This window comes from Mycetohabitans sp. B3 (assembly GCF_021498065.1).
Classification (GTDB): Bacteria; Pseudomonadota; Gammaproteobacteria; order Burkholderiales; family Burkholderiaceae; genus Mycetohabitans.
In genome coordinates, this window is record NZ_JAHLKN010000011.1 from 116,169 (window position 1) to 141,492 (window position 25,324).

At 63.0% G+C, this 25,324-nt stretch carries 27 protein-coding genes; 16 read left to right on the top strand and 11 right to left on the bottom strand.

The window, feature by feature from the left end; translation table 11 throughout:
- The first annotated feature begins 128 nt into the window (after positions 1-128).
- The 6 genes from KQH55_RS02540 to KQH55_RS02565 all read left to right on the top strand — a co-directional run bounded on the left by KQH55_RS02540 (position 129) and on the right by KQH55_RS02565 (position 5,881).
- Positions 129-1,052, top strand: a complete 924-nt coding sequence (locus KQH55_RS02540; RefSeq protein WP_076785271.1) for a histone deacetylase family protein — start codon at positions 129-131, stop codon at positions 1,050-1,052.
- A gap of 261 nt (positions 1,053-1,313) precedes the next feature.
- The gene (locus KQH55_RS02545; protein ID WP_076785270.1) at positions 1,314-2,348 is read left to right on the top strand and encodes a methionine ABC transporter ATP-binding protein; all 1,035 of its coding nucleotides are present in this window, start codon (positions 1,314-1,316) and stop codon (positions 2,346-2,348) included.
- Positions 2,338-2,991, top strand: a complete 654-nt coding sequence (locus KQH55_RS02550) for a methionine ABC transporter permease (RefSeq protein WP_076785269.1) — start codon at positions 2,338-2,340, stop codon at positions 2,989-2,991. Before KQH55_RS02545 ends, KQH55_RS02550 begins: the two co-directional genes overlap by 11 nt.
- A gap of 89 nt (positions 2,992-3,080) precedes the next feature.
- Entirely contained in the window at positions 3,081-3,875 is a 795-nt protein-coding gene (locus tag KQH55_RS02555; RefSeq protein WP_076797068.1) for a MetQ/NlpA family ABC transporter substrate-binding protein, read from the top strand.
- A gap of 299 nt (positions 3,876-4,174) precedes the next feature.
- Entirely contained in the window at positions 4,175-4,924 is a 750-nt protein-coding gene (locus KQH55_RS02560) for an electron transfer flavoprotein subunit beta/FixA family protein (protein WP_076785267.1), read from the top strand.
- Between the two features lie 24 nt (positions 4,925-4,948).
- A complete protein-coding gene (locus tag KQH55_RS02565; protein ID WP_076785266.1) occupies positions 4,949-5,881 on the top strand; it encodes an electron transfer flavoprotein subunit alpha/FixB family protein in 933 nt (310 codons plus the stop codon).
- Positions 5,882-6,067: 186 nt separating this feature from the next.
- Here KQH55_RS02565 and KQH55_RS02570 read toward each other — a convergent pair whose 3' ends face one another.
- Entirely contained in the window at positions 6,068-7,360 is a 1,293-nt protein-coding gene (locus KQH55_RS02570; RefSeq protein ID WP_235090137.1) for a D-amino acid dehydrogenase, read from the bottom strand.
- Positions 7,361-7,489: 129 nt separating this feature from the next.
- On the opposite strand from KQH55_RS02570, the gene KQH55_RS02575 reads away from it, so the two are divergent.
- Together KQH55_RS02575 and KQH55_RS02580 are read left to right on the top strand one after the other, a co-directional pair.
- Positions 7,490-7,978: a winged helix-turn-helix transcriptional regulator gene (locus KQH55_RS02575; RefSeq protein ID WP_076797070.1), complete on the top strand. Its 489-nt coding sequence runs from the start codon at positions 7,490-7,492 to the stop codon at positions 7,976-7,978.
- Positions 7,979-8,015: 37 nt separating this feature from the next.
- Positions 8,016-9,182, top strand: a complete 1,167-nt coding sequence (locus tag KQH55_RS02580; protein WP_076797071.1) for a PA0069 family radical SAM protein — start codon at positions 8,016-8,018, stop codon at positions 9,180-9,182.
- A 46-nt stretch (positions 9,183-9,228) separates the two neighbouring features.
- Here KQH55_RS02580 and KQH55_RS02585 read toward each other — a convergent pair whose 3' ends face one another.
- A complete protein-coding gene (locus KQH55_RS02585; RefSeq protein ID WP_076797393.1) occupies positions 9,229-9,720 on the bottom strand; it encodes a TM2 domain-containing protein in 492 nt (163 codons plus the stop codon).
- Between the two features lie 405 nt (positions 9,721-10,125).
- Between KQH55_RS02585 and rpsP the strand changes: the two genes are divergently transcribed.
- From rpsP to KQH55_RS02615, 6 genes are all read left to right on the top strand, one after another.
- Positions 10,126-10,380, top strand: coding sequence for a 30S ribosomal protein S16 (gene rpsP, locus KQH55_RS02590; RefSeq protein ID WP_076785264.1), 255 nt, complete (start codon positions 10,126-10,128; stop codon positions 10,378-10,380).
- Between the two features lie 96 nt (positions 10,381-10,476).
- Positions 10,477-11,133 (top strand): ribosome maturation factor RimM, encoded by a 657-nt coding sequence (gene rimM / locus KQH55_RS02595; RefSeq protein WP_235090138.1) that lies wholly within the window; start codon positions 10,477-10,479, stop codon positions 11,131-11,133.
- Positions 11,134-11,144: 11 nt separating this feature from the next.
- Positions 11,145-11,918, top strand: a complete 774-nt coding sequence (trmD, locus tag KQH55_RS02600) for a tRNA (guanosine(37)-N1)-methyltransferase TrmD (RefSeq protein WP_235090139.1) — start codon at positions 11,145-11,147, stop codon at positions 11,916-11,918.
- A 124-nt stretch (positions 11,919-12,042) separates the two neighbouring features.
- Positions 12,043-12,429 (top strand): 50S ribosomal protein L19, encoded by a 387-nt coding sequence (rplS, locus tag KQH55_RS02605; RefSeq protein WP_076785263.1) that lies wholly within the window; start codon positions 12,043-12,045, stop codon positions 12,427-12,429.
- A gap of 64 nt (positions 12,430-12,493) precedes the next feature.
- The gene (locus KQH55_RS02610) at positions 12,494-13,168 is read left to right on the top strand and encodes a CoA pyrophosphatase (RefSeq protein WP_235090140.1); all 675 of its coding nucleotides are present in this window, start codon (positions 12,494-12,496) and stop codon (positions 13,166-13,168) included.
- A 179-nt stretch (positions 13,169-13,347) separates the two neighbouring features.
- Positions 13,348-14,286 carry a CobD/CbiB family protein gene (locus KQH55_RS02615; protein WP_076785261.1) on the top strand — a complete coding sequence of 313 codons (939 nt, stop codon included), beginning with the start codon at positions 13,348-13,350 and terminating at the stop codon, positions 14,284-14,286.
- A 123-nt stretch (positions 14,287-14,409) separates the two neighbouring features.
- On the opposite strand, the gene rsgA is transcribed toward KQH55_RS02615, so the two are convergent.
- Together rsgA and KQH55_RS02625 are read right to left on the bottom strand one after the other, a co-directional pair.
- Positions 14,410-15,387: a ribosome small subunit-dependent GTPase A gene (gene rsgA, locus KQH55_RS02620; protein WP_235090141.1), complete on the bottom strand. Its 978-nt coding sequence runs from the start codon at positions 15,385-15,387 to the stop codon at positions 14,410-14,412.
- Positions 15,384-16,637, bottom strand: a complete 1,254-nt coding sequence (locus KQH55_RS02625; protein WP_076797075.1) for a M48 family metallopeptidase — start codon at positions 16,635-16,637, stop codon at positions 15,384-15,386. Before KQH55_RS02625 ends, rsgA begins: the two co-directional genes overlap by 4 nt.
- Positions 16,638-16,747: 110 nt before the next feature.
- On the opposite strand from KQH55_RS02625, the gene orn reads away from it, so the two are divergent.
- Positions 16,748-17,362, top strand: a complete 615-nt coding sequence (orn, locus tag KQH55_RS02630; RefSeq protein ID WP_076785259.1) for an oligoribonuclease — start codon at positions 16,748-16,750, stop codon at positions 17,360-17,362.
- Positions 17,363-17,446: 84 nt separating this feature from the next.
- Here the strand turns inward: orn and mog are convergent, their stop codons facing one another.
- The gene (gene mog, locus KQH55_RS02635; RefSeq protein WP_076797076.1) at positions 17,447-18,076 is read right to left on the bottom strand and encodes a molybdopterin adenylyltransferase; all 630 of its coding nucleotides are present in this window, start codon (positions 18,074-18,076) and stop codon (positions 17,447-17,449) included.
- Positions 18,060-18,689 carry a ribosome biogenesis factor YjgA gene (gene yjgA / locus KQH55_RS02640; RefSeq protein ID WP_076797077.1) on the bottom strand — a complete coding sequence of 210 codons (630 nt, stop codon included), beginning with the start codon at positions 18,687-18,689 and terminating at the stop codon, positions 18,060-18,062. The genes mog and yjgA overlap by 17 nt, the downstream gene beginning before the upstream one ends.
- A gap of 67 nt (positions 18,690-18,756) precedes the next feature.
- Here yjgA and pmbA point away from each other — a divergent pair, with 67 nt between their 5' ends.
- Positions 18,757-20,139, top strand: coding sequence for a metalloprotease PmbA (gene pmbA, locus KQH55_RS02645; protein WP_370643178.1), 1,383 nt, complete (start codon positions 18,757-18,759; stop codon positions 20,137-20,139).
- Between the two features lie 13 nt (positions 20,140-20,152).
- Here the strand turns inward: pmbA and KQH55_RS02650 are convergent, their stop codons facing one another.
- The 5 genes from KQH55_RS02650 to KQH55_RS02670 form a co-directional block, all read right to left on the bottom strand.
- A complete protein-coding gene (locus tag KQH55_RS02650) occupies positions 20,153-20,650 on the bottom strand; it encodes a dihydrofolate reductase (RefSeq protein ID WP_235090142.1) in 498 nt (165 codons plus the stop codon).
- 228 nt (positions 20,651-20,878) lie between these two features.
- Positions 20,879-21,715 (bottom strand): thymidylate synthase, encoded by an 837-nt coding sequence (locus KQH55_RS02655; protein ID WP_076785254.1) that lies wholly within the window; start codon positions 21,713-21,715, stop codon positions 20,879-20,881.
- Positions 21,716-21,901: 186 nt separating this feature from the next.
- Entirely contained in the window at positions 21,902-23,299 is a 1,398-nt protein-coding gene (gene fumC, locus KQH55_RS02660; protein WP_076797396.1) for a class II fumarate hydratase, read from the bottom strand.
- A gap of 113 nt (positions 23,300-23,412) precedes the next feature.
- On the bottom strand, positions 23,413-23,715 hold the full coding sequence (locus KQH55_RS02665) for a hypothetical protein (RefSeq protein ID WP_212667371.1): 303 nt from the start codon (positions 23,713-23,715) through the stop codon (positions 23,413-23,415).
- A 156-nt stretch (positions 23,716-23,871) separates the two neighbouring features.
- The gene (locus tag KQH55_RS02670; RefSeq protein ID WP_076797080.1) at positions 23,872-25,269 is read right to left on the bottom strand and encodes an MATE family efflux transporter; all 1,398 of its coding nucleotides are present in this window, start codon (positions 25,267-25,269) and stop codon (positions 23,872-23,874) included.
- Between the last annotated feature and the right edge of the window lie 55 nt (positions 25,270-25,324).

Here is a 25,324-nt window from a genome sequence, read left to right on the forward strand (position 1 = left end):
TAGGGTCAACGCAGTATAACCGAGGGTGGTGTGGTAATTTAATCAAAGGGTCGCCGCATGCGGTGGCCGGGACCCATAAAGAGGTGGCGCGTCACGGGCGCGTTTGTTACCCAACCGACCATATTGCGATGGCAACAGGTTTCTTCACCCACCCGGAGTGCCGGCTGCACGAAATGGGGCAGGGGCATCCGGAATGCCCGGCGCGCTTGTCCGCGATCGAGGATCAGCTAATTGCCAATGGCATCGATCCGCTGATCCATCACGAGTTGGCTCCATTGGCGGACGCAGCGTCGCTTGCGCGGGTCCATACGCGCGCGCACATCGATTTCGTGCGTGACACCGCACCTGAGCAGGGCTACGCGGAAATCGATGCCGATACGCAGATGAATCCTCATAGCTGGCGGGCGGCGCTGCGCGCCGCCGGCGCGTCGGTGGCGGCCACGGATGCGGTCATTGCGGGCCGCTACGACAATGCTTTTTGCAGCGTGCGCCCGCCCGGCCACCATGCCGAACCGGCTCGGGCAATGGGTTTTTGCTTCTTCAACAATGTCGCGATCGCGGCGCGTCATGCGTTGGACGTGCATGGGCTGGCGCGCGTGGCGATCATCGACTTTGACGTCCATCATGGCAACGGAACCGAAGCGGCATTCGCTGGCGACGAGCGGGTGTTGATGTGCAGCTTCTTTCAGCATCCTTTCTACCCGTTCAGTGGCTTTAACAATCAGGCGCCGAACATGGTGAACCTGCCCATGCCGGCCCGCACCCGGGGCATGGCGGTACGCGAGGCAATCGACTTGATCTGGCTGCCACGGCTTGGTGCGTTCCGACCGCAGATGATATTCGTATCGGCCGGCTTCGACGCGCACCGCGAGGACGAACTCGGCAACATGGGGTTGGTCGAGGATGACTACGCATGGATCACGCGGCAAGTGCGTGATGTCGCTGTGCGTTACGCGAACGGGCGCATTGTCAGCTGCTTGGAGGGCGGCTACAGCCTATCGGCGCTCGGCCGCAGTGCCGTCGCGCACCTGAAAGCGCTGGCCCATCTGTAGCGCCTGTCATCCGCGGGTCGGGCACGATTGACAGTGACGATCGCGTCGCCGCGCACGAGCAGTGCCGCGTTAATGCTCGCACTCCCGGTCGTAGCGTGACGGCTATCGGTGCGCGAATCTAATTTCTGTAAGTTATAAATTGGCTAGAAATAATTATTTCCAGCTATGTGGCAGTTTGATAAAATGGCCGGTCGAAAAAACGGGTCACTGCGGCGGCGGACTGTGGCAGCGAGACGGTCGTCCGCCGTTTTTTCATTTTCCATGATCGAACTGCACAACATCTCGCAGCGCTTCCCCGGACCCCGCGGGTGGGTGGAAGCGCTGCACAACGTTACGCTCACGGTGCCGCCGCGCCAAGTGTTCGGCATCATCGGACGCAGTGGCGCGGGCAAGAGTACGCTGGTGCGTACCATCAACCTGCTGACGCGACCCAGCGAGGGCCGCGTGATTGTCGACGGTCGCGACTTGACCGCGTTGTCTGCCGATGGACTGCGCGCGGCGCGGCGCGAAATCGGCATGATCTTCCAGCATTTCAACCTACTGTCCTCGCGCACGGTCTACGACAACGTCGCGTTGCCGCTGGAGTTGGCGGGGAAGCGGCGCATGGAGATCGACAAGGTCGTGTTGCCGTTGCTAGAGCTGGTCGGATTGTCCGCGCAGCGGGACCGGTATCCGGCGCAGATCAGCGGTGGACAGAAGCAACGTGTCGGTATTGCGCGGGCGTTGGCGAGCCGGCCAAAAGTATTGCTGTCGGACGAGGCGACGTCGGCGCTGGACCCGGAAACCACGCGCTCGATACTGGAACTGCTGCGCCAGATCAATCGAGAATTGGGGTTGACGGTCGTGTTGATCACGCACCAAATGGATGTGGTCAAGCAAGTGGCCGATCGCGTCGCGGTACTCGACGCGGGGCGCTTGGTCGAGCAGGGCAACGTGATCGACGTCTTTCTGAAACCGCACCACGAGGTCACGCGCGCGCTGATCGGCGACGTGATCGCGCAGGAATTGCCGCCTGCGCTCAAGGCCAGGGTCCAGCAGCGGCTGGAGGCGGGGCGCGACCATTTGCTACGGCTCGCGTTCTCGGGCCAAGGCGTCGAACAGCCGGTATTATCTGAGACGATTCGGCGATATGCGCTCGATTTCAGCATTCTGCATGGCCAGATCGACGAGATCCAAGGTCAGGCATTCGGCTCGCTTGCCGTGCTTGCCAGCGGCGAACCCGGCAATGTCGGAAAGGCAATGGCTTTTCTGCGCGAGCAAGGCGTCATCGTGGAGGAGTTGAACTATGTGGACTGAGATGTTCGACATGTTCGTGCAGTCGTTCTGGGAGACGCTGATCATGGTCGGCATTTCCGGGGCGATCGGCGGCGTGATCGGCCTGCCGCTGGGCGTGCTGCTGCACTTGAGCGAGCGTGGCGGCGTGCTGCAGAACGTAATCCTCAATCGTGTGCTCGGCATGCTGATCAACGCGGTGCGCTCCACGCCCTTCATTATCCTGCTGGTGGCGGTTATTCCGTTCACCCGCTTGGTGGTCGGCTCGTCGATTGGCACCGCCGCCGCCGTTGTGCCGCTGACGATCGCCGCCGCGCCGTTTGTTGCGCGTCTGGTCGAGACCGCGCTGCGCGAGGTAGATCGTGGCCTGATAGAAGCCGCGCAGGCGATGGGGGCGACCACGTCGCAGGTCGTGTTCAAGGTCTTGTTGCCTGAGGCCTGGCCCGGTATCGTTGCGGGCTTGACGTTGACGTTCGTATCGCTGGTTGGCTATTCGGCGATGGCGGGGGCGATCGGCGGCGGAGGCTTGGGCGACCTGGGTATCCGCTATGGCTATCAGCGCTTCCTGCCCGAAGTCATGCTCGCTGTGGTGCTCGTGCTGATCGTCTTCGTGCAGTTGGTGCAGTCCTTCGGCGATTACCTGGTGCGCCGGCTTAGCCACAAATAGCGGCACGGCGCAGATGCGCCGTGGCTTGGCCGGCAAGTGCTGCCACCGGGTGAGAAGTCCCATACTGACTCAGAAAAAAGGGAAAATCGATGCAACGCCGTTTCATGATCAAGCTAGTTGCGGCACTGGGGATCGCAGCGTTCTTCATGGGTGCCGCGCGTGCGCAAGACCGGATCAAGGTGGGCGTGACCGGCGGCCCGCACGCGCAGATCCTCGAGGTTGTGAAGAAGGTTGCAGCCAGGAACGGGCTGAACCTCCAGATCGTTGAATTTTCCGACTACGTGCAGCCGAATGCCGCACTCGCTGCCGGTGATCTCGACGCGAACAGCTACCAGCATCAGCCCTATCTCGACGCGCAGGTCAAGGATCGCCGCTACAAGATTGTCAAGGTCGCCGATACCGTGATGTTTCCGATGGGCATCTACTCGAAAAAGGTCAAGTCGCTAAAGGACCTGCCCAGTGGCGCGAGGATCACGGTGCCGAATGACCCGACCAATGGCGGGCGCGCGCTGCTGTTGTTGCAAAAGCTCGGCATGTTGAAGCTGCGCGCGGACGCGGGGCTGAAAGCCACGCCGCTGGACATCGTCGAGAACCCGAAAAAGATCAAGCTTGTCGAATTGGACGCGGCGCAGATCCCGCGCTCGCTAGCTGATGTCGATGCGGGCGCGATCAATATGAATTTCGTGATGGAGGCAGGCCTGCAGCCCAGGCGGGATGCGATCGCGATCGAAGACACGAATGGTCCGTACGTGAATATCCTTGCGGTGCGCCAGGCTGATCGCGACAAGCCATGGGTCGCGAAGCTGGTCGCTGCGTACCATTCGCCGGAAGTCAAGCAGTACATTGATAGCCGATACGGCGGTGCCGTAGCGGCCGGGTGGTGACCATGGGGGAACGCCCGTCGTCGGCCCACGCTTATGGCAACGGCGACTACGGCCGTGGCTGAGTCGAGGCTGTCGCTGTGGCTGCCGGGGCTATGGTTGGGTCGGGGCTGCGGTTGCCGCAGGTGCCACGATGAATCCGTATTGGGCCTGTCGTGGCTGACATGATCGGGCGTCTGGACTAGAGGGTTGAGTCAGGTTGACGGTTTCTCGCCGGTCTTTTTTGTCATTAAAATAGAACGACCGTTCGTCGTTATAATGGCCGTTGATGAGTTGCCGTATTCGTAACTTTGGAGCGTGGAATGAAAGTTCTTGTGCCGGTCAAGAGAGTGGTCGACTACAACGTGAAGGTCCGCGTGAAATCGGACGGCACGGGCGTGGACGTGGCGAATGTAAAGATGTCGATGAACCCGTTCGACGAGATCGCGGTGGAAGAGGCAGTGCGGTTAAAGGAAGCGGGCGTGGCCACGGAAGTGATTGCCGTATCGGCAGGGGTGCCGGCGTGCCAAGAGACGCTGCGCACCGCGCTGGCGATCGGCGCGGACCGAGCGATCCTGATCGAAGCCCAAGAGGAGTTGCAGCCGCTGGCGGTTGCTAAGTTGCTCAACGCGCTGGTCGCGCGGGAACAGCCGCAACTCGTGATCCTGGGTAAGCAGGCGATCGATGACGACTCGAATCAGACCGGGCAAATGCTGGCCGCGCTGGCTGGCTGGCCGCAGGCCACGTTTGCCTCACAGGTGACGGTCGAAGGTGGCCGCGCCACGGTGGCGCGTGAAGTGGACGGCGGCGCCGAGACGCTGTCATTGACGCTGCCGGCGGTGGTGACCACTGACCTACGGCTGAACGAGCCGCGTTATGTGACGTTACCCAATATCATGAAGGCGAAGAAAAAGCCGCTGGAGACCGTGACGCCGCAGACCTTGGGCGTGAACGTGGCGCCGCGGCTTAAAACGCTGAAGGTGGCCGAGCCGCCCAAGCGCAGCGCAGGCGTGAAGGTGCCGGATGTCGCCACGCTGGTCGACAAGCTCAAGAGCGAAGCAAAAGTACTGTAACGCACAACGCGCAAAGAGGCAGACATGACGATACTGGTCATTGCAGAACACGACAACGCGGCGCTCAAGGCAGCGACGCTGAACACAGTAGCGGCCGCGCAGAAACTGGGCGGCGAAATCCACGTGCTAGTGGCGGGGCACAACGCGCGCGGCGCGGCCGACGCGGCGGCCAACGTGGCCGGGGTCGCGAAGGTGCTGCTGGCTGATGCGCCGCAGCTCGGCGAAGGATTGGCGGAGAACGTCGAGGCAACGGTGCTGCCGATCGCGCGCGAATACACACACATCGTGCTGCCGGCGACCGCATACGGCAAGAACGTGGCGCCTCGTCTTGCCGCTAAGTTGGACGTTGCGCAACTGAGCGACATCACGGCCGTGGTGAGCGTGGACACTTTCGAGCGACCGATCTATGCTGGCAATGCCATTGCAACGGTGCAATCGGCGGATCCGATCAAGGTCATCACGGTACGAGGCACGGCGTTCGATCCGGTCGCCGCCGACGGCGGCAGCGCGCCGGTGCAGGCGATCGACGCGGCGCCGGCAGCGCCCGGCGTGAGCTTCGTGAGCCGCGAGTTGACCAAGCTGGAGCGCCCGGAATTGACCAGCGCGCAGATCATCGTGTCAGGCGGACGGGGGCTGGGCAGCGGCGAACACTATACGCAAGTGCTTGAGCCGCTGGCCGACAAGCTCGGCGCCGCGCTGGGCGCTTCGCGCGCGGCAGTTGACGCGGGGTACGTACCGAACGACTACCAGGTGGGGCAGACCGGCAAGATTGTTGCGCCGCAACTGTACATCGCGGTAGGGATTTCCGGTGCGATCCAGCACTTGGCCGGCATGAAGGACAGCAAGGTCATCGTGGCGATCAACAAAGATCCGGAGGCACCGATTTTCAGCGTTGCCGACTATGGCCTGGTAGGCGATCTGTTCACGTTGGTGCCAGAACTGGTTAACGCGCTATGAGCGGCTGGCACGTCGCGTGATGCACGCGCGACAGAGCGTGGCAGAAGGGCGCATCGTGCGCCCTTTGTCGTTTCTGCGCTGCCATATGACGACACTACACTTTAACCGGGCGGGCAGCGATGCGTTATGTTCCGCCCGTCAATGACAGGATGCTCATGATCGATCGGCGGCTGCGGACCTGCGCGCTCACGCGCTGGCGTAAGCGGGGCGGCGCGAGCCGGCCCCGTCGGTGAGATAGCGATGCATGGATAGGTCGTCGGCCTGGATCGCGGGTCGTTTGCCGGACATCAGATCGGCGAGCAGTTGCCCCGATCCGCACGACATGGTCCAGCCAAGCGTGCCGTGACCGGTATTGAGAAACAAATTGGGCATCGGCGTGCGGCCGACAATCGGTGTGCCGTCGGGGGTCATCGGCCGCAAGCCGGTCCAAAAGCTTGCCTGCACCGTGTCGCCGCCGCCCGGGAACAGGTCGTTGACGCACATTTCGAGCGTGCGGCGGCGCGCATCGCGCAGCGACGTATCGAAACCGACGATTTCGGCCATGCCGCCGACGCGGATCCGGTCGTCGAACCGGGTGATAGCAATCTTGTACGTCTCGTCCAGCACGGTCGATACCGGCGCACGGGCAGCGTCGACAATCGGTGCAGTGATCGAATAGCCTTTGAGCGGATAAACCGGGACCTTGACGATGCCGGCCAGCAGGCGGGTCGAATATGCGCCCAGCGCGACCACGTAGGCGTCGGCGCGCAGCCATTCGGAGCCGCATTGCACGCCGGCGATCCGGCCGCCGGCGATGGCGAGCGAGTCAATTGGCGTGTTGAACCGGAATTGCACGCCCAGCGACATGGCCAATTGTGCCAGTCGCATCGTGAAAAGCTGACAATCACCGGTTTCGTCGTTGGGCAGCCGCAATCCGCCGGTTAACTTGGGAGCGACGCGCTGCAGCGCCGGTTCGGCTTTGCCCAACTCGGCGCTCGACAACAGTTCATACGGAACGCCTGCCTCTTCGAGTACCGCGATGTCCTTCGCGGCGCCGTCCAACTGCGCCTGCGTGCGGAACACCTGCAGTGTGCCGCCTTGGCGCCCCTCATACGCGATGCCGGTCTGTGCGCGCAGCGTTTGTAGGCAGTCGCGGCTGTACTCGGCTAGCCGCACCATCCGGCTCTTGTTGGTTGCGTACCGGCTGGCGGTACAGTTCTGCAGCATGTGCCACATCCATTTGAGCTGGAATGCGCTGCCATCGAGTCGAATGGCCAGTGGCGCGTGCTGCTGGAACATCCATTTGAGCGCCTTCAGCGGCACCCCCGGCGCTGCCCACGGCGCGGCATAGCCCGGCGAGATTTGGCCGGCGTTGGCGAAGCTGGTCTCCAGCGCGGGGCCCGACTCGCGGTCGACCACGGTGACTTCATGACCTGCCCGCGCTAGGTAATAGGCGCTTGCTACGCCGACCACGCCGCTGCCCAGGACGATGACACGCATGCGATGCTCCGATTCGCTTGAATCCCGACTCAGTACTGCAAGTCGGCAAATGGATAGTAAATGCGCCTATCCTATTGCGAGTTATCCAGTTGTTGTTATTTTATTTTTATGTTTTTTTAGTAACTAATCATGAGAACGCAGAGGCAACCCGTGCGAGCGCTCGATAAGCTCGACCGCAAGATATTGAACCTGTTGCAGGCCGACGGGCGCATGGCGATGAAGGACCTTGCTGAGCGTATCGGTTTGTCGATTACGCCGTGTATCGAGCGCGTCAGGCGTATGGAGCGCGACGGTGTGATCACCGGCTACTATGCTCGGGTGAATCCGGCCAAGCTTGGCGCCGGTCTGCTCGTCTTCGTCGAGATCACGCTGGATCACAAAAGCGGCAACATGTTCGGCCAGTTCCGGCGTGAGGTCGAGCGCATTGCGCAGGTATTGGAGTGCCACCTGATCTCCGGCGAGTTCGACTATTTGATCAAGGCGCGCATTGGCGAGATGTCCGACTATCGGAAGTTATTGGGGGACATCCTGCTCCAATTGCCCGGGGCGGTGCAGTCCAAAAGCTATGTCGTGATGGAGGAAATCAAGGAGACGTTGACGATTGCGGCGGGTGAGTGATACTGTATTTTTATACAGTATTGAGTCGCGCGAACTAATGAAATCGCCTGCTGATGATGCGTTGCCAGTGGTGCCACTGCGGCCACATAAAGGCCGCGGTGCCATCACGAACATTGCGGGCCGCTACGAGGTGGACGAGAGGCAACCGGTGGACGACGGCTGGCTGCACGTGGCCGCCGATTGCGACGGCGATGTCATCGCACCACTGAAGACACGCGTGTTCAACGAGCGGGCAAAGCGCATTCTGACGCGCAATGCATCGCCCGATATTCCATTCAGCGTATCGCTGAATCCGTACCGAGGCTGCGAGCACGGCTGCATTTATTGCTTCGCGCGGCCCACGCACAGCTACCTCGGGTTGTCGCCTGGCCTAGATTTCGAGAGCCGTATCTATGCGAAAGTCAATGCGCCCGAGTTGTTGCACGCCGAACTGGCCAAGCCGTCCTATGTGCCCGAGCCGATCGCGCTGGGGGTCAACACCGACGCCTATCAGCCGGTCGAACGGGATCTGCGGATCACCCGGCGCGTGCTCGATGTCTTGGACAGGCATCGGCATGCGGTGGCAGCGATCACGAAGTCCTCGCTGATCGAACGGGACATCGATCTGCTCGCACCGATGGCGCACCGTGGGCAGGCGTTGGTCGCGATAACGGTCACCACGTTGGATGCCGACGTTGCGCGCACCCTCGAACCGCGGGCCGCGACGCCGTCGCGCCGGCTGCGCACGATCCGGACGCTGGCCGATGCAGGTATTCCGGTAGGGGTCAGCATTGCGCCGGTTATTCCGTTCATCACCGAACCGGATCTGGAGCGGGTGCTCGACGCTTGCTCACAGGCGGGTGCGAGCAGCGCGTCCTATATCGTATTGAGACTGCCTTGGGAAGTCGCGCCGCTGTTTAAGCAATGGCTTGATGCGCATTTCCCTGGCCGAGCCGAGCGTGTGATGAACCGGATCCGCGAGATGCGCGGCGGCAACGATTATGACGCGTCGTTCGGCACACGAATGAAGGGCCAGGGAGCGTGGGCCGAGCTGCTCAAGCAGCGTTTTGAACGGGCGGCGCGCAAGTTGGGGTTCACCAGGCGTCGGCACGGGACGTTGGACATGTCCGCGTTCGCGCCGCCCGCGGCGCGCACCGCCCGCCGTCACGTCGCTAGATCCGCGGCCGATTCTCGCGGCGATGCCCAGATGAGCCTGTTTGACTGATGCGCGGCGCCGTCATGAGCGGCGCCGCGATCAAGCGAGCACGCGATCAAGCTAGCGCGCCGAGGCCGACACGGCTCAGCGGCTGGACCGTGGCTTCGAAGTAGGTCTGGAACGCTAACGCCAGCGCGCCCATCAGCAACATCGCGCCGATGAACAGCGACAGGATCACAACGAACACGACACCCCAGCCGGAACGGTTCCGGCGGTTGCCGTGTGGGTTGAAGCGGGCGTCCCACTTATCGTCCGGCTGCAGGCCATAGACGATCGCGGCGAGGAACGCGGTCAGGAGCGAGACAGCACCGGGCACCGATAGCCCCCACCCGGCGACCGATGTTCGCTGCGTCGCGACGAGCCATTGCACGCCGACGACGCCGAGCGCCGTCGCGGCAATATGCAAGTACGCCAGCGCGTCGCGCGGACCATACAGGTAGAACCGATGTGCGCCAAGCGAACCGAGCAGGAACGCGGCAAGGGCGGCGCGGGTCTTGGACTTGAACTGGGGTGGCGGGGCCGGCGGCACGCGGCCGTCGGACCGCATGCGGGAAGAGAGGGACATGGCGGACAGGAATACGATGACAGAGTCGATATTGTACGTCGCGCCGTTAGCGCCTCGCGTAGGTGACGCGATAGATGGCGCTGGCATCGTCGAGGTTACCCGCGCGACGCAGTAGCCGACCTTGGTGCTGTCCAGGCGCACGATCCGCGACACCGCCGAGATACCGCACGCCATCGTGTCAGGCAACGGCTGACCGGCGGTATCCGGATCGCGTCTACGGGCCGCGCCGTGGCGGGATGGTACGCAAGTACGCCGGCCACCAGCACCATCACCGACACGGTAAGTATTTGTTAGAGCGCTATTTTCAGGTTATAATCGCGCGTTTCGGCAGATCGAAAACCCGGGTGTTGCTGGTCAATACCCAGGCTATTTAGGTAAGGACACAGCATGGTCATCATCCGCTTGGCTCGTGGCGGCTCGAAGAAGCGCCCGTTCTACAATATCGTTGCAACCGATTCGCGCAATCGCCGCGATGGCCGTTTCATTGAGCGCGTCGGTTTCTATAATCCGGTCGCGACAAAGGGCGAATCGCTGCGCATCGCGCAAGACCGCCTGACGTACTGGCGAGGCGTCGGCGCGCAGCTGTCGCCGACCGTGGCCCGCCTGGTCAAGCAGGCGCAAGCTGCACAACCGTCCGCGTAACCCGCTGAATGCAGGCCGTCGGCATTTGCCCAGTGCGGTATCGCGGCATCTGTCGGAGTGTGGTGCGCGAACGGTCAAACGCTGGAATGTGAGCAGATGTCAACCCGTGTGTCGTTGCCCCGGCCTGTGTCATTCGGCCATTTTGTGCGTCGTCCGGTGAAGGGTGGCGGCCGTGCGGGTTCGTCCGAGTCCGGCATTGAGAGCGTGGCGTCGTTGCCGGACGACGCGATTGAAGTCGGTGCGGTCGTCGATGCCTACGGCGTCAAGGGGTGGTTAAAGATCACGCCGCATGCCGGCGTCGGTTCGAGTGGCGGTGCGCTGCTGCGTGCAAGATCGTGGTGGCTCGTCAAGGATGGCGTGTGTCGTGCGGCACAGGTTGTGTCGAGCAAGGCGCATAGCGCTACCGTGGTTGTGCAACTTGCCGGGTGCGCGGATCGCGATCAGGCCCTCGCGCTGCGCGGTGCTACGGTGCACGTGCGCCGCGCGGATTTTCCGGCGCTCGGGCGTGACGAGTACTACTGGGTTGATTTGATCGGCTTGGCGGTCGTCAACGAGTCCGGTGACGCGCTGGGCCAGGTCGTGGACCTGATGGATAACGGCGCGCACTCCATCCTGCGCGTGGAGTACGACGAGGTCGGGCAGGACGGGCGCGCCACGAAGGCGGAGCGGCTGATTCCGTTTGTCGACGCTTACGTGAAAACGGTCGATCCGTCGGACCGCCGCATCGTGGTCGACTGGGGAGCCGATTATTGATGGAGCGCGCGATGCAATTTGATGTCATCACGCTGTTCCCGGAAATGTTTCGCGCTTTGACCGACTGGGGGATTACCAGCCGGGCCGCTAAGCAACAGCGTTATACGTTGCGCACGTGGAATCCCCGCGACTTCACGACGGACAACTACCGGACGATCGATGATCGTCCGTACGGCGGTGGTCCAGGCATGGTGATGCTGGCCCGGCCGCTCGCCGATGCGATCGCCGCTGCCCGAGGTGCACAATGCGCGGGTGGGGCTGGGTTACCGCCGCATCGCGCGCGCGTCGTGCTGATGTCGCCGCAAGGCCGACCGCTAGACCACGCCAAGGTGATCGAGTATGCGGCGCTGCCCGGGTTGATCGTGTTGTGCGGCCGATACGAGGCGATCGACCAGCGGCTGATCGATCGCGAGGTGGACGATGAAGTGAGTCTCGGCGATTTCGTGCTGTCGGGCGGTGAGTTGCCTGCGATGGCCCTGATGGACGCGGTGATTCGGCAGTTGCCTGGCGTATTGAACGATGCGCAGTCGGCTGTGCAGGACAGCTTCGTCGATGGGCTGCTTGACTGCCCGCATTACACGCGCCCGGAGGAATATGAGGGCGTGCGGGTGCCGGACGTGCTGCTCGGCGGGCATCATGCGCAGATTGAACAGTGGCGGCGTCGCGAGGCGCTGCGCAATACGCTGGCCAAGCGCCCCGACCTGATCGAGCGCGCCCGGCGTAACAAGATGTTGAGCCGTGCCGATGAGGCATGGCTCGCAACTCTCGTGACATCGGAACATTGATGGCTGGTGTGCGAGGGCAAGGCGGTGGCCGAAGCCGGCTGCCGGAAGTCAACCCATCCTCTACCGGGACCTTGATCGTGATCGGGGTAAGAAAACGCCGGCAAGATGGTTACAGGAGTCAGTCATGAATCTGATTGCAAAACTCGAGCAGGAAGAAATCGAGCGCGTGCTCGCGGGCAAGACCATCCCGGCCTTTGCACCGGGTGACACGGTCGTAGTCAACGTGAACGTGGTCGAAGGCAATCGCAAGCGTGTACAAGCGTATGAAGGCGTGGTGATCGCGAAACGCAATCGTGGCCTGAACTCGTCGTTCATCGTCCGTAAGATTTCATCGGGCGAAGGCGTCGAGCGGACGTTTCAAACGTACTCGCCACTGATCGCCGGCATTGTCGTGAAGCGCCGTGGCGACGTGCGCCGTGCGAAGCTGTACTACCTGCGTGAGCGTTCGGGCAAGTCTGCTCGGATCAAGGAAAAGCTGTCTTATAAGGAACGCCCAGCGTCCCACGGTTAAGCGCAGCACTGGAAAAAGCACCCCCCCGCCGGGGTGCTTTTTTCGTTGGTGATCCTATTGCACCATGAGCCGGCCGATCTTCAATCCTGAGCTGCTGCCCGTTGAGTTGAGCGATACGCCCTTGGCGCCGGTTGCCCCGGGCCGGTTGACGCCGCGCGGCTTGCGCGAGCGGTTCCAGCAGGAACTGCGCTGGACTGCGGAGCCGCATGAGGTGCGGTGGACGCGCGGCGACCCGCGGCAGGCCGCGGTGCTGGTGCCGTTGGTGATTCGCGACGCTGTCACGGTATTGTTGACGCAGCGCGGAGACATGCTGACTGACCATGCCGGGCAAGTCAGTTTTCCGGGCGGGCGACGCGAGCCCGATGACGCAGACGCGACCGCGACGGCCTTGCGTGAGGCACGGGAAGAAGTCGGCCTGCCGGGGGATCGCGTCGAGGTGTTGGGGACGTTGCCCGAGTACCTGATCGGCACGGGATTTCGCGTCACACCGGTCGTCGGCTTGGTCCATCCGCCCTTTTCGACGGTGGCCGACGGCTATGAAGTGGCAGAGATTTTCGAGGTGCCGCTCGCCTTCCTGATGGATCCGTCCCATCATCAAATACGCGTTTTTCGTTCGGAAAATGCGGAGCGCCGTTTTTTTGCGATGCCGTATCCACGACTGGACGGCCGCGGTGACTATTTCATCTGGGGCGCCACTGCAGGCATGCTGCGCAACCTGTATCGGTTTCTGGCCGCATAGCAGCCGGCGTCCCGCCGTGTGCGCACGGCTGTGTCTTGCCGTGACCAGCGTTGTCCAACTGCTGTCTATCGCGTCTACGTAACAAGTTCCAGATCAATGACCGTTGAGCCGAGGCACTGTGCTATCTTTACGCCATCTTCATCGGTACTCTTGTACCAAACCGTATTACGGCGCTGCGCATGACCTTTTTTTCCGTATTGCTGGCTCTGATTATTGAACAGTTGCGGGCGCTGTCGCCGCACAATCCCGTGTCGATGCTGCTTCACTATCACGCGACCAGTGCGGCGCAAGCGTTCGATGCCGGCAAGCGCAAGCACGGGCTGCTTGCGTGGCTTTCCGTCGTTGTTCCATGGACGCTGGCGGTCGCGCTGATCTACTACCTGTTGTATCGGATCAGTTTCGTACTGGCGTTCCTTTGGAATGTGGTGATCGTCTATTTGACACTTGGCTTCCGGCAGTTCAGCCATTATTTCACCGATATCCATCTCGCACTGAACAACGATGACGTGCCGCGCGCGCGTGAAGTCCTCGCGCAGTGGACCGGCCTGGACACGGTCGACATGCCAGTCAGCGAGATCGTGCGCCATACGCTGATTCGCGCGGTGATCGCGTCGCACCGGCATGTTTTTGGCGTGTTCTTCTGGTTTGTCGTGCCGATCGGACCTGCCGGCGCCATCCTCTATCGGGTGGCTGAGCATTTGGCGCGGACCTGGAACGATACGGTATCGGACCGCACGCCAGCCTTTGCCGCCTTTGCGCGGCAGGCGTTTTTTGTCATCGACTGGCTACCGGCTCGGCTGACCGCCATGGGTTTCGCGATCGTAGGCAACTTTGAGGACGCGATTTACGCTTGGCGCAATACCACGCAGCAGTGGCCGGATCCGAACGAGGATGTGTTGCTGTCCGCCGGCGGTGGCGCACTGGGGGCGCGGCTGGCGGGTCCGCTGGCCGAGCCGTCCAGCGTCGACGCGCTGTTCTCCACCGATGTCGGCCCGGTACCGGTGGGCGAGGATTGCACGCCGCGGACATTGCAATCGGCGGTGGGCCTCGTCTGGCGCGCCGTCATCCTGTGGATGCTGCTATTGCTGATGCTGACTGTGGCGGTGTGGGTCGGCTAGGCGAGCGGCTCGTGACGCACCGGCTGCATCAACCAACCGTCGCGTGGATCGCGAGGGGTGCCGCACGGCCAGCACAGCGTGAATTGCGCTTCGAGCTTTTCGCCACAGCGTGGGCAGTGCGCGCTATCGCACCACCTGGCTTGCTTCGTGCAGCAGTTGCGCATACAACGCATGGCGCGTCGGCGCGATGTGGCCTTGTGCCACCGCGTCCAGTATCGCACAGCCCGGTTCGTGCACATGATGGCAATTGTAAAAACGACAACCGCCGAGCAGCGGGCGGAATTCGGGAAAGGCGCGTTCGAGTTGTCCCTCGGTCAAATGATACAGTCCGAACTCCTGGAAACCTGGCGAGTCGATCAATGCCCCGCCGTTCGGTAACGTATACCAGCGAGTGAACGTAGTGGTATGGCGGCCGCTGTTCAGCGCCGATGAAATGTCGCGCGTCGTGGCGTTTGCGTGCGGCACCAGCAGATTCACCAGCGTTGACTTGCCCATACCGGACTGGCCGAGCAGCAGGGTAGCGCGATGCGCGAGTAGCGGTGCGAGTGTGGCGTGCGTGGCATCGGCGGCACCGGTCGCGGACACCTCGACGACCCGGTAGCCGAGTGCCGCGTAGAATGCGACGCGTTTGCGGGCAAGCGGCAGCGCGGCAAGCAAGTCGGCTTTGTTTAGTACCACCACCGGCTCGAGTTGATGGGCTTCGGCGGCCACCAGTGCGCGGCCGAGCAAATCCTCGCTGAAATGCGGTTCGGTGGCCAGTACGATCAGTAACTGATCGAGGTTGGCCGCAAAGCGCTTTGATTTGAACTGGTCCGAGCGAAACAGCAGATTGCGTCGCGCATCGGTCGCGACGATGACCCCCTGGTCCGCGGATGTCGCCTCGAAGCTGACGCGGTCGCCAACGGCGACTTCGCTCTTTTTACCGCGTGGAAAGCACTGCAGTAGCGAACCGCCCCTGTCAGGCTGAACCACATAATGCCGGCCATGTGCGGCGATGACCCGGCCCTTGCTGGGGCCCGCTATTCGGTCGTGATCGCCGCCGCGTTGTGTTGCTGCCGGGCCCGTGCGACGCGGTGCGCCGCGTACTGAGCGGCCGCTCATGTGCGTGCGCGTGCCAGCAGCCGCTCAATGCGCTGCGCCGCGGGCGGATGGGAATAATAGAACGCGCAGTAGACCGGGTCGGGCGTCAGCGTCGATGCATTGTCCTGATAGAGCTTGACCAGCGCGCTGATCAAATCCTGTGCGCGTGCCTGCGTCGCAGCGAAGGCGTCGGCCTCAAACTCATGCTTGCGCGACGATAGGCTGGTGAGCGGCGTCACAAAAAACAGGAAGACCGGCATCACGAGAAAAAATAGGATCAATGCAAGCGCGTTGTTTGAGCCGGTCATCGACGGCGTAACGCCCAGGCCCGTGTAGAACCACGGACGTTGGGCGAGCCAGCCGAGCAACGCGAGCAGCGCGAATGACAATGCAAACGTGATGATCATGCGCTTAAGCACGTGCCGGTGCTTGAAATGACCGAGTTCGTGCGCTAGCACCGCCTCGATCTCGCTGCCATCGAGTCGGCTGAGCAGCGTGTCGAAGAACACAATCCGCTTGGCTGCGCCAAAGCCGGTAAAGTAGGCATTGCCATGCGCGGAGCGCCGGCTGCCGTCCATCACAAACAGCCCTTTGGCGGCGAAGCCGCAACGGTGCATCAACGATTCGATGCGCTCACGCAGCGATACGTCGGTCAGCGGCTCGAACTTGTTGAACAGTGGCGCGATCACGCTCGGATACAGGACCAGCACGCCGACGCTGAACGCGACCCAGACGAGCCACGCCCAAATCCACCACATCGCGCCGGCCTGCTGCATCAGCCACAGCACGACGAACAACAGCGGCAGGCCAAACAGCGCGCCGAGCAATGTTCCCTTCACCAGGTCGGCAAAAAAAAGCTTGCGCGACATCCTGTTGAAGCCGAACCGTGCTTCGATGACAAAGTGCCGCGCATAATCGAACGGCAAATCGACGAGTCCCATGATGGCGGCGACCGTGGCCACCAGTGCAATCTGACCCGCATATCCGCGACCCAGCCATCCACTGAGCAGGGTATCCAACCATTGCAGGCCGCCCAATAACGTCAACGCGACCAGCAATGCGCCACTCACGCCGAGTTCCAGCATGGCGAGCCGTGTCAGCGACACCGTGTAGTCGGCTGCGCGCTGGTGGGCCTGCAGCGAGATCGTGTCGCGGAACCCGTCGGGGACCGCATGACGATGGTTGGCGACGTGCCGGATCTGTCGGCTCGCGAGCCACAGCCGGGTGGCAATCATCGCGACGAGCGCGACGACAAAGAGGATTGTAAACATCCGTTATCCGTGGGAACGCTGTAATGCGCCTATTCTCGCACGTTCGCTGCGGGTGTCGCCGCTGCGTCGCTTCGGGCAAAATAGCGAGAAATTCATTTTAAGGCGTTTGAATGAGTCCCGACCTGCAGCAACCCGGCGGCCAGCCCATGTTGGCCAAGAGCGAATTCAACCTGATCTGGCTGGATATGGAGATGACCGGCTTGCTGCCGAACACCGACCGGATCCTCGAAGTCGCGGTGGTGGTCACCGATTCGAACTTGGCGGTGGTCGTCGAAGGTCCGGTACTAGCGATCCATCAGTCAAATTCGACGCTGGATGCGATGGACCAATGGAACAAGAGTACGCATGGCCGCTCGGGCCTGATCGAACGGGTTCGCGCATCGTCGGTCACCGAAGCCGACGCGGCCGCGCAATTGCTCGCGTTTCTGTCGCAATATGTGCCGGCTGGCAAGTCGCCGATGTGTGGCAACTCGATTTGCCAGGACCGTCGTTTCATGGCGCGCTGGATGCCAGAATTGGAGGCATTCTTTCACTATCGTAATCTCGACGTGAGCACGCTGAAGGAGTTGTGCCGCCGCTGGCAGCCAACAGTCTACAAGGGATTCCAGAAGCGCGCATTGCATACCGCGCTGGCCGACATTCATGAGTCGATCGACGAGTTGAAGTACTATCGTGAGCATTTCCTGCGCGCGTCCGACGCCGCCGCGATGCCGCAGGTGGGCTGACGCGCCGGCTGCGCAGGTTGAAGTCGGTTGAGTCGGTTGAGTCGGCTGCGCGGGCCGAGCCGGTCGGTACCGCGCGGCCCGCGCTCAGGTTGCGGCCGGCGGCTTTTGCCGGATCGCGCTCTTGGGCCGGAATGTGGCCACATGCGCCGGGTCGGTTTCGATATACGGGCCGCCGATCAAGTCGATGCAGTACGGCACGGCGGCGAAGATGCCATTGACGATCACGTTCCCTTGCGCGTCACGCACTCCCTCGAGCGTCTCACGGATCGACTTTGGCTGGCCGGGCAGGTTCACGATCAGCGCCGCGTGATCGGCCGTTTCGCGAATGACCGCCACTTGGCGCGACAGAATCGCCGTCGGCACGAAATGCAGGCTGATCTGGCGCATTTGCTCGCCAAAACCGGGCATCGTCCGGGTGCCCACCGCCAGCGTCGCCTCCGGCGTGACGTCGCGCCGGGCGGGGCCGGTGCCGCCGGTGGTGAGCACGAGGTTGCAGTGGGCCTCATCCACGAGTTCGATCAGCGTGCGTGAGATGGTGGTTGCATCGTCGGCGATCAGCCGCGCGTGTGCCTGCCACGGAATCGTGAGCGTGTCGCTCAGCCATGCCTGTAGCGCGGGGATGCCCTGGTCCTCGTAGACCCCGGCACTGGCGCGGTCGCTGATCGAAACCAGGCCGACGATTAGTTTGTCGGCACGGTCATGCGGTGTCGTCATCGTCTTGCTCGTCGTCGGAAGAAGCGGGGACCCCGGCGTGTTCTGCGCGTGGATCCGAATCACCGGCTACCTCTTTGATCCACTGGAACAGTTCTCTGAAATAGCGCGGCGGCTTGCTTTGGACCGCCTCGCGCCGCGCATTGCGGATCAGCGTGCGGCCTTGCTGGACGTCGGCGCCCGGATGGGCGCGCAGAAACTCGGTGAGTGCCTCGTCGCTCGCGAGCAATTGCGCGCGGGTGCGCTCGATCCAGTGCAATCGCGCCGTCTCGGCTTTGTTCGTGCCGTTGTAGGTGTCCAGCGCGGTGCGCAGCGCTGCCACGTCGGTGTCCGGCAGCCCGCGCATCAGCCGCCCCACATATTGCAATTGCCGTCGCTTACCCTCATGGTCCGTGATGCGGCGTGTTTCGCGTACCGCGTCAGCTAGGTCCTCGGGTAACGGCATGCGCTTGAACGCATCCTTGGGCAGCTCAACTATCTCGGCGCCCAGCGCCTGCAGCGCCGTCATTTCCCGTTTGAGTTGCGATTTGCTCGGCCGTGTGTCATCGCGGCCGCCCTGATGGTCGGCGAGCGGTTGCGGCTGGGTCGCCGCCGTGGTTCGTGTCTTGCGCGTCATGCGCGTATTTTAGCGCGTGTCGCGTGCCGTCCTCGCGGTTGGGCAAACGGCTTGTTATGATCGCATCATGAAAACCGAGGATCGAACTGACATGGCAGCACACCAGCGCGTGTTTCCGCACACCCAGGCGCAACTGAAGGACATCGCGGCGGATATCCTGCGACACGCAAAGGCGCTCGGCGCAACCGATGCCGCGACTGAGATCTCGGAGGGCGACGGCTTATCGGTGTCGGTACGGCGAGGCGAGGTCGAGACAATCGAGCACAACTGCGACAAGACGATGGGGGTGACCGTATTCATCGGCAGCAAGCGCGGCAATGCGAGCACGTCCGATTTTTCGCCGGCGGCGCTGCGCGATACGGTATCAGCCGCGTACAACATCGCGCGGTTCACCGCGGAGGACAACTGCGCCGGGCTCGCCGAAGCGGAGCTGCTCGAGAGGCATCCGCTGGATTTGGATTTGTTCCACCCGTGGGAGCTGCATGCCGACGACGCGGTCGAGATTGCGCGCCGCGCCGAACAGGCGGCCTTCGACACCGACCCGCGGATCCGCAATAGCGAAGGCGCGAGCGTATCCGCGCAGCATTCGCAGTTCGTACTGGCCACCTCGCACGGCTTTCTCGGCGGCTATCCGTACTCTCGGCACTATATCGCCTGCGCGCCGATTGCCGGCAGTGGCCAGCAGATGCAGCGTGACGACTGGTACACGACGCGCCGCTGCGCAGCGGAAATGTCCACGCCCGAGGCCGTGGGCCGCTATGCTGCCGAGCGTGCGCTAGCGCGTATCGGCGCACGCCGGCTCGATACCCGCAAATGCCCGGTATTGTTCGAAGCGCCGCTCGCCGTTGGCCTGCTCGGTGCGTTCGTGCAGGCGACCAGCGGCGGGGCGTTGTATCGCAAGACGAGCTTCCTGACCGATTCGCTCGGCAAGCCCGTATTCGCGCCGCACGTGCAGGTGTGTGAGGATCCGCATGTGCCCCGCGCGCTGGGCAGTGCACCGTTTGACGAAGAGGGCGTGCGCACCACGCGGCGTGACGTCGTGCGCGACGGCATCGTACAGGGATACTTCCTGTCGACGTATTCGGCGCGCAAGCTGGGCATGAAGACCACCGGTAATGCCGGCGGTTCGCACAATCTGTCATTGACCAGCACGCTCACGCGCGACGACGACGATTTCCGCGCGATGTTGCGCAAGCTCGGCACCGGTCTGCTGTTGACCGAGTTGATGGGGCAGGGGGTGAACTATGTCACGGGCGACTACTCGCGTGGCGCGTCCGGATTCTGGGTCGAGAATGGTGAGATTCAGTATCCGGTCGAAGAGATCACGGTCGCCAGCACGCTGCAACAGATGTTTGCGCAAATCGTCGCGATCGGCGCCGATAAGATCGTGCGTGGCACGAAGGAAACCGGCTCGGTGCTAATCGAGCAGATGACGATTGCCGGCCAGTGAGTCGCGCGGCGGGTCAGCGGATTCTTTCGTATTCGGCGAACGCGTAGTTGAAGTCGTTCGGTGGGCTCGCGCGATGCGTTTCGCGCGACACCTCCCGCCAGTGCTGCGGTGACGGCGCGGAAAACGTCGCGTCGCCTTCGAACGCGTGATCGATCTCGGTGACAATCAGTCGCCTGGCGCGCCCGATCCCTTCGCGATACAACTGAGCGCCGCCGATCAGGTACGCAATTGGCGCATGCAGCGTTTCGCACAGCGCAAGCGCCGCGTCCAGGCTCGTGACGGTGTCGCAGCCATCGAAGCGTCGCGCCGCATCGCGCGTCACGACGATGTTCCGGCGGCCTGGCAGCGCGCGTCCAATCGACTCGTGGGTCTTGCGTCCCATGATCAGCGGTGCACCCATCGTGGTGCGCTTGAAGTGCGCAAGATCCTCGGGCAGCTGCCAGGGCAGCGCGTTGTCGCGTCCGATCACGCCGTTGCGTGCGCGCGCGACGATCAGGCAAAGCGTCGTCATCGATCCACCGTCAGTTAAACAAGCAGGGTGCGCGAGGGCGGGCCGCGCATGCCCGATTGTAGCCGACTGCTCGGTTCAGTTGATCCTTCGACTCAAGCGGCCGCAGCCCGTGCCACCACGCCGCGCGAATCCGCATGCGGCGAGTGGCGGCGGGTATGAGCACGGCAATCGCGGTTGACGCCGCCGGCCGGCCCGGGCCGGGGCCGCTCAGGTCCCGGCGCTGTCTGTCTACACAGCGATCGGGGCGGCAATATGGGGGTGTGGATCGTAGCCGGCGATCTCGAAGTCTTCGAAGCGGTAGGCGAACAGGGTGTCCGGCTGTCGCTTGATGATCAGCCGAGGCAGCGGCCGCGGCGTGCGGGTGAGCTGCAGCTGGGCCTGTTCGACGTGGTTCAGGTATAAGTGGGCGTCGCCGATCGAGTGGACGATTTCGCCGGGCTGCAAGCCGAGTTGCTGCGCGATCATATGGGTCAGAAACGCCACCGATGCGCAATTGTATGGAATGCCGAGAAACCAGTCGCCGGAGCGCTGGGTCAACATGCAGCTCAGCTTGCCGTCGGCAATGTAGAACTGGTACAGGATGTGGCACGGCGGCAGCGCCATGCGGCCCGCGAGCGCGTTTTGCACCGGGGACTTCGACTCGTCGGGTAGGAACGACACATTCCATGCGTTGAGGATGTGCCGGCGGCTGTCCGGCTTCGTGCGCAGCGAGTCGAGCAGCGCCTGCACCTGGTCGGTTCGGGTGCCATCGGGATTGGGCCAGGACCGCCACTGCGCACCGTACACGGGGCCGAGTTCGCCGTCGGACGTGGCCCATTCGTCCCAGATCGTCACACCGTTCTCATGCAGGTAGCGAATGTTCGTGTCCCCGCGCAGGAACCATAGCAACTCGTGCAGGATCGAGCGCACGTGCAGTTTCTTGGTGGTCAGCAGCGGGAAGCCAGTGGATAAGTCATGCCGGTATGACACGCCGAACAGTGAGCGCGTGCCCGTGCCGGTGCGGTCGCTCTTGAGCGTGCCGCGTTCGAGCAGATCCTTGAGAATAGACAGGTACGGTGCATCCATGGTCTGGCGCCGGGTTGTGGACCCGGCCAGGGAAAAGTGACTGGAAACGGCGAATGCACTATTCTACGTGACCGCCATGGACGTCAGGCAGGCGCTCGATGCGATTGTCGAGCTTAAGCCCGAGGAATTGACCGATGGCGGCACGCAAGCTTAGGGCTACCGCGTGAGCACCGGCGGTGCGGCCGGCTAGCCACGCGCGCCGACCATGTCCCGCGGTCGGACCCACTCGTCAAACTGCTCAGCGGTCAGATAGCCGAGCGCCAGCGCGGCGGCCTTCAGCGTGGTGCCTTCGTGGTGTGCCTTCTTGGCAATTTGTGCTGCCTTGTCATAGCCGATGTGGGGGTTTAGCGCGGTGACCAGCATCAGCGACTCGTTGAGCAGCGCGTCGATTCGTGCCCGATTGGGCTCGATGCCGATTGCGCAGTGATCGTTGAAGCTCAGCATGCCGTCCGTCAGCAGCCGGATCGATTGCAGCACATTGTGCGCGATCATTGGCCGGAAAACGTTGAGTTCGAAATTGCCGCTCGCGCCGCCGAAATTAACGGCGACGTCGTTGCCGAAGACTTGGCAGCACAGCATCGTTAGCGCCTCTGCCTGTGTTGGATTGACCTTGCCCGGCATGATCGAGCTGCCCGGCTCGTTTTCGGGGATCGTGAGCTCACCCAACCCGCAGCGGGGTCCCGACGCGAGCCAGCGGATGTCATTGGCGATCTTCATCAGACTTGCGGCGATCGTTTTCAGCGCGCCGTGCGCGGCCACCAGCGCGTCGGCGGCGGCCATCACCTCGAACTTGTTCGGCGCGGTGGTGAACGGCAGTCCGGTGAGCCGGCCGATTGCCGCGGCGACCTTTTGCGCGAATTGCGGATGGGCGTTCAATCCGGTGCCGACTGCGGTGCCGCCAAGCGCGAGTTCGTACAGATGGGGCAGCGTCGCGTCCAGATGGCGCATCCCCTGATCGAGCTGGGCGACGTAGCCTGAAAATTCCTGGCCCAGCGTCAGCGGCGTGGCATCCTGCAGGTGCGTGCGGCCAATCTTCACGATGTCGGCGAAAGCGGCGCACTTGTGCGCGAGCGTGTCGCGCAGCTTGATTAGCGCTGGTTTGAGCCGCGTTGCGATGCCTTGTGCGGCGGCGATATGCATTGCGGTCGGGAACACGTCGTTGGACGACTGGCCGCGATTTACGTCGTCGTTCGGATGCACCAGGCGCGCCTCGCCGTGTTCACCGCCCAGATACTCGCTCGCGCGGTTGGCGATTACCTCGTTCAGGTTCATGTTGGTTTGCGTACCCGAGCCCGTTTGCCAGACCGTCAGCGGGAATTGCGCCGCGTGCTCGCCGGCGAGGATCTCGTCTGCCGCGGCAATGATCGCGCGTGCCTTATCGGCGGGCAGCACGCCAAGCGCTTGGTTGACTTCCGCTGCGGCGCGCTTGACGATCGCCAGTGCGTGAATCAACTCCGATGGCTGCTTCTCTGTGGAAATCTTGAAATGTTGCAGCGATCGTTGAGTTTGCGCTCCCCACAGCCGGTCCGCAGGCACGGCGATGGCGCCAAACGTGTCGCGTTCCATCCTGACGTTTTCTGTCATTTTATGCTCCAGAAGTGCGGACACGAGGTCCATGGTGATAGGACAAGGTTGCCGCGGTGGCCGTTCACAGTTGATCACGTAGCGGCAAGAAGAAAAGCAAGCCGGTGAGCACATTACGTGCGATCCAATGTGCGCGTGGCCGCGTGCGCGAGGGCGACGCGCATCTGCAGTGCGTCGGTGCCGTCGGCGAGCAAGCGGAATCCGTCCAGGCCGCCATGGGCCAACGAGGCCGCCTGCACGGCGCGCGACAGTGGCGTGACGGTGTCGCCAGACAGCGCACGGGTTACTGGCGCCGCATGCGTGCCAGCCTGCGGCAAAGGCATCGTGCAGCCGGCACACAGGATCGATGACATCGCGAGCAACAGCATGGCCGACAGCATCGCCCGCCGCCGTGCCGCTGCGCCGACCACGGCCATGCGTGTCGCCGCGGCCGGTTGGCGCCTCCGGGGGAACCAGGTGCGAGCCGGAAGGCCCGTGGTTTGGCACTCGCTTGCGCTCACGTTTGCTCCGATCTGGCCTGCTGGTCGGTGTGCGCGCTCGTGCGGGCGCCGCCGTTGCGATCTGCCACGCCTTTATGCCGCGGTGTCACGTCCGAGCGCCCGGCTTTTCCAGTAAAACCGGGCGACCATCAGGCATGCAACCGTGGCCAGACCCGCGGCCAGACCCCACCATAATCCCTTCGCGCCCAGGCCCGCATAAAAGGCGAGCCAATAGCCGGTCGGATAGCCGATACCCCAGTAGCCGGTGGCGGCCAGCAGCATCGGCACGCGCGTGTCGCGCAGTCCACGCAGGCAGCCGGCTCCGACGGTTTGCAGTCCGTCCACGACCTGAAACACGGCCGCCACCGTCAGCAGCGACGCAGCCAGCGAGATGGTCGCCGCATTGGACGGTTCGTGCGGGTTTAGATAAAGCGCGATGATGCCATGCGGCATCCACGTCATCACGGTGCCGCACGCTGCCATAAAGCTACCTCCCAGCGCCAGCGCGACGACCCCGGCGCGACGTGCCTCAACGAGATGGCGTGCGCCTGCCCAGTACCCGACCCGGACATTGGCGGCCTGCGCAATGGCGAGCGGCACCATGAAAGTGACCGATGCGACATTCAGCGCAATCTGGTGCGCCGCGAGGGCGGCTGCACCGAGTGTGCCCACCGCCAGGCTCGTCGCGAGGAATAGCATCGTCTCGGCACCGTACGTTACGGCGACCGGCCAGCCGACTGCGAGCAACTCGGACATCACGGACCAGCGCGGGCGACGCGAGCCGGCGACGAAATGCCGGAATCGTTCGGGTAGGTGCAACAGCGCGAGTAGCACGAGCGCGGTCAGCCAGATCGTGATCGTCGTGGCCGCCGCGGAGCCGAGAAACCCCATACGCGGCAAGCCCCACGCGCCATGGATTAACCCGTAGTTTAGGAAGCCGTTCAACATGACGCCCCCTATCGATACCCACAACAGCCGTCGCGCTGCGCCGATCGCCGGCAGGAACGCGCGCATCATGCCGATGCCGATCAGGCTGCCCAGCGCCGCCCAGCGCAACATGCGCGCGTATTGGCCCACTTGTTCGGCCAACGCCGACGGCTGACCTGCCGCCACCAGCAGAGGTGTCGCAAAGCTCAGCAGCACGAACGCCGGCACCGCCAGCACCAGCGATAGCGCAAGACCCGTCCAGTAAATCGACGGCACGCGATGCGCTGCCTGGGCGCCGCGCGCTTGTGCGACCGTCACGCTGACCGACTGGAGCACGCCTTGCAGCAGGGTCATGATGGTGAAAAATAGCATGGCGCCGAGTCCGCCGGCCGCCAGCGCGTCGGAACCCAGCGAGCCGAGCAGTATTGTGTCGGTGACGCCCATCGCCATTTGTGACAGTTGCGCGATGGCGAGCGGCGCTGCCAGGCGTGCTGTCTCAGTCGCATGATGAGCGAGCGTAGACTTGCCGTGATGGTGTACCTGAGCAGTACTGAGATTTGTCATTAAAAACGGATCGAAAGGTAATGGTTCATCTTAACAGCACAGTTTACTGAGAAGA

What these genes read in the sequence shown, in the direction of transcription:
- KQH55_RS02540 (WP_076785271.1), top strand. Translation starts at nt 129, where the DNA reads ATGGCAACAGGTTTCTTCACCCACCCGGAGTGCCGGCTGCACGAAATG.
- KQH55_RS02545 (WP_076785270.1), top strand. Translation starts at nt 1,314, where the DNA reads ATGATCGAACTGCACAACATCTCGCAGCGCTTCCCCGGACCCCGCGGG.
- KQH55_RS02550 (WP_076785269.1), top strand. Translation starts at nt 2,338, where the DNA reads ATGTGGACTGAGATGTTCGACATGTTCGTGCAGTCGTTCTGGGAGACG.
- KQH55_RS02555 (WP_076797068.1), top strand. Translation starts at nt 3,081, where the DNA reads ATGCAACGCCGTTTCATGATCAAGCTAGTTGCGGCACTGGGGATCGCA.
- KQH55_RS02560 (WP_076785267.1), top strand. Translation starts at nt 4,175, where the DNA reads ATGAAAGTTCTTGTGCCGGTCAAGAGAGTGGTCGACTACAACGTGAAG.
- KQH55_RS02565 (WP_076785266.1), top strand. Translation starts at nt 4,949, where the DNA reads ATGACGATACTGGTCATTGCAGAACACGACAACGCGGCGCTCAAGGCA.
- KQH55_RS02570 (WP_235090137.1), bottom strand. Translation starts at nt 7,360, where the DNA reads ATGCGTGTCATCGTCCTGGGCAGCGGCGTGGTCGGCGTAGCAAGCGCC.
- KQH55_RS02575 (WP_076797070.1), top strand. Translation starts at nt 7,490, where the DNA reads ATGAGAACGCAGAGGCAACCCGTGCGAGCGCTCGATAAGCTCGACCGC.
- KQH55_RS02580 (WP_076797071.1), top strand. Translation starts at nt 8,016, where the DNA reads ATGAAATCGCCTGCTGATGATGCGTTGCCAGTGGTGCCACTGCGGCCA.
- KQH55_RS02585 (WP_076797393.1), bottom strand. Translation starts at nt 9,720, where the DNA reads ATGCGGTCCGACGGCCGCGTGCCGCCGGCCCCGCCACCCCAGTTCAAG.
- rpsP (WP_076785264.1), top strand. Translation starts at nt 10,126, where the DNA reads ATGGTCATCATCCGCTTGGCTCGTGGCGGCTCGAAGAAGCGCCCGTTC.
- rimM (WP_235090138.1), top strand. Translation starts at nt 10,477, where the DNA reads ATGTCAACCCGTGTGTCGTTGCCCCGGCCTGTGTCATTCGGCCATTTT.
- trmD (WP_235090139.1), top strand. Translation starts at nt 11,145, where the DNA reads ATGCAATTTGATGTCATCACGCTGTTCCCGGAAATGTTTCGCGCTTTG.
- rplS (WP_076785263.1), top strand. Translation starts at nt 12,043, where the DNA reads ATGAATCTGATTGCAAAACTCGAGCAGGAAGAAATCGAGCGCGTGCTC.
- KQH55_RS02610 (WP_235090140.1), top strand. Translation starts at nt 12,494, where the DNA reads ATGAGCCGGCCGATCTTCAATCCTGAGCTGCTGCCCGTTGAGTTGAGC.
- KQH55_RS02615 (WP_076785261.1), top strand. Translation starts at nt 13,348, where the DNA reads ATGACCTTTTTTTCCGTATTGCTGGCTCTGATTATTGAACAGTTGCGG.
- rsgA (WP_235090141.1), bottom strand. Translation starts at nt 15,387, where the DNA reads ATGAGCGGCCGCTCAGTACGCGGCGCACCGCGTCGCACGGGCCCGGCA.
- KQH55_RS02625 (WP_076797075.1), bottom strand. Translation starts at nt 16,637, where the DNA reads ATGTTTACAATCCTCTTTGTCGTCGCGCTCGTCGCGATGATTGCCACC.
- orn (WP_076785259.1), top strand. Translation starts at nt 16,748, where the DNA reads ATGAGTCCCGACCTGCAGCAACCCGGCGGCCAGCCCATGTTGGCCAAG.
- mog (WP_076797076.1), bottom strand. Translation starts at nt 18,076, where the DNA reads ATGACGACACCGCATGACCGTGCCGACAAACTAATCGTCGGCCTGGTT.
- yjgA (WP_076797077.1), bottom strand. Translation starts at nt 18,689, where the DNA reads ATGACGCGCAAGACACGAACCACGGCGGCGACCCAGCCGCAACCGCTC.
- pmbA (WP_370643178.1), top strand. Translation starts at nt 18,757, where the DNA reads ATGAAAACCGAGGATCGAACTGACATGGCAGCACACCAGCGCGTGTTT.
- KQH55_RS02650 (WP_235090142.1), bottom strand. Translation starts at nt 20,650, where the DNA reads ATGACGACGCTTTGCCTGATCGTCGCGCGCGCACGCAACGGCGTGATC.
- KQH55_RS02655 (WP_076785254.1), bottom strand. Translation starts at nt 21,715, where the DNA reads ATGGATGCACCGTACCTGTCTATTCTCAAGGATCTGCTCGAACGCGGC.
- fumC (WP_076797396.1), bottom strand. Translation starts at nt 23,299, where the DNA reads ATGACAGAAAACGTCAGGATGGAACGCGACACGTTTGGCGCCATCGCC.
- KQH55_RS02665 (WP_212667371.1), bottom strand. Translation starts at nt 23,715, where the DNA reads ATGGCCGTGGTCGGCGCAGCGGCACGGCGGCGGGCGATGCTGTCGGCC.
- KQH55_RS02670 (WP_076797080.1), bottom strand. Translation starts at nt 25,269, where the DNA reads ATGACAAATCTCAGTACTGCTCAGGTACACCATCACGGCAAGTCTACG.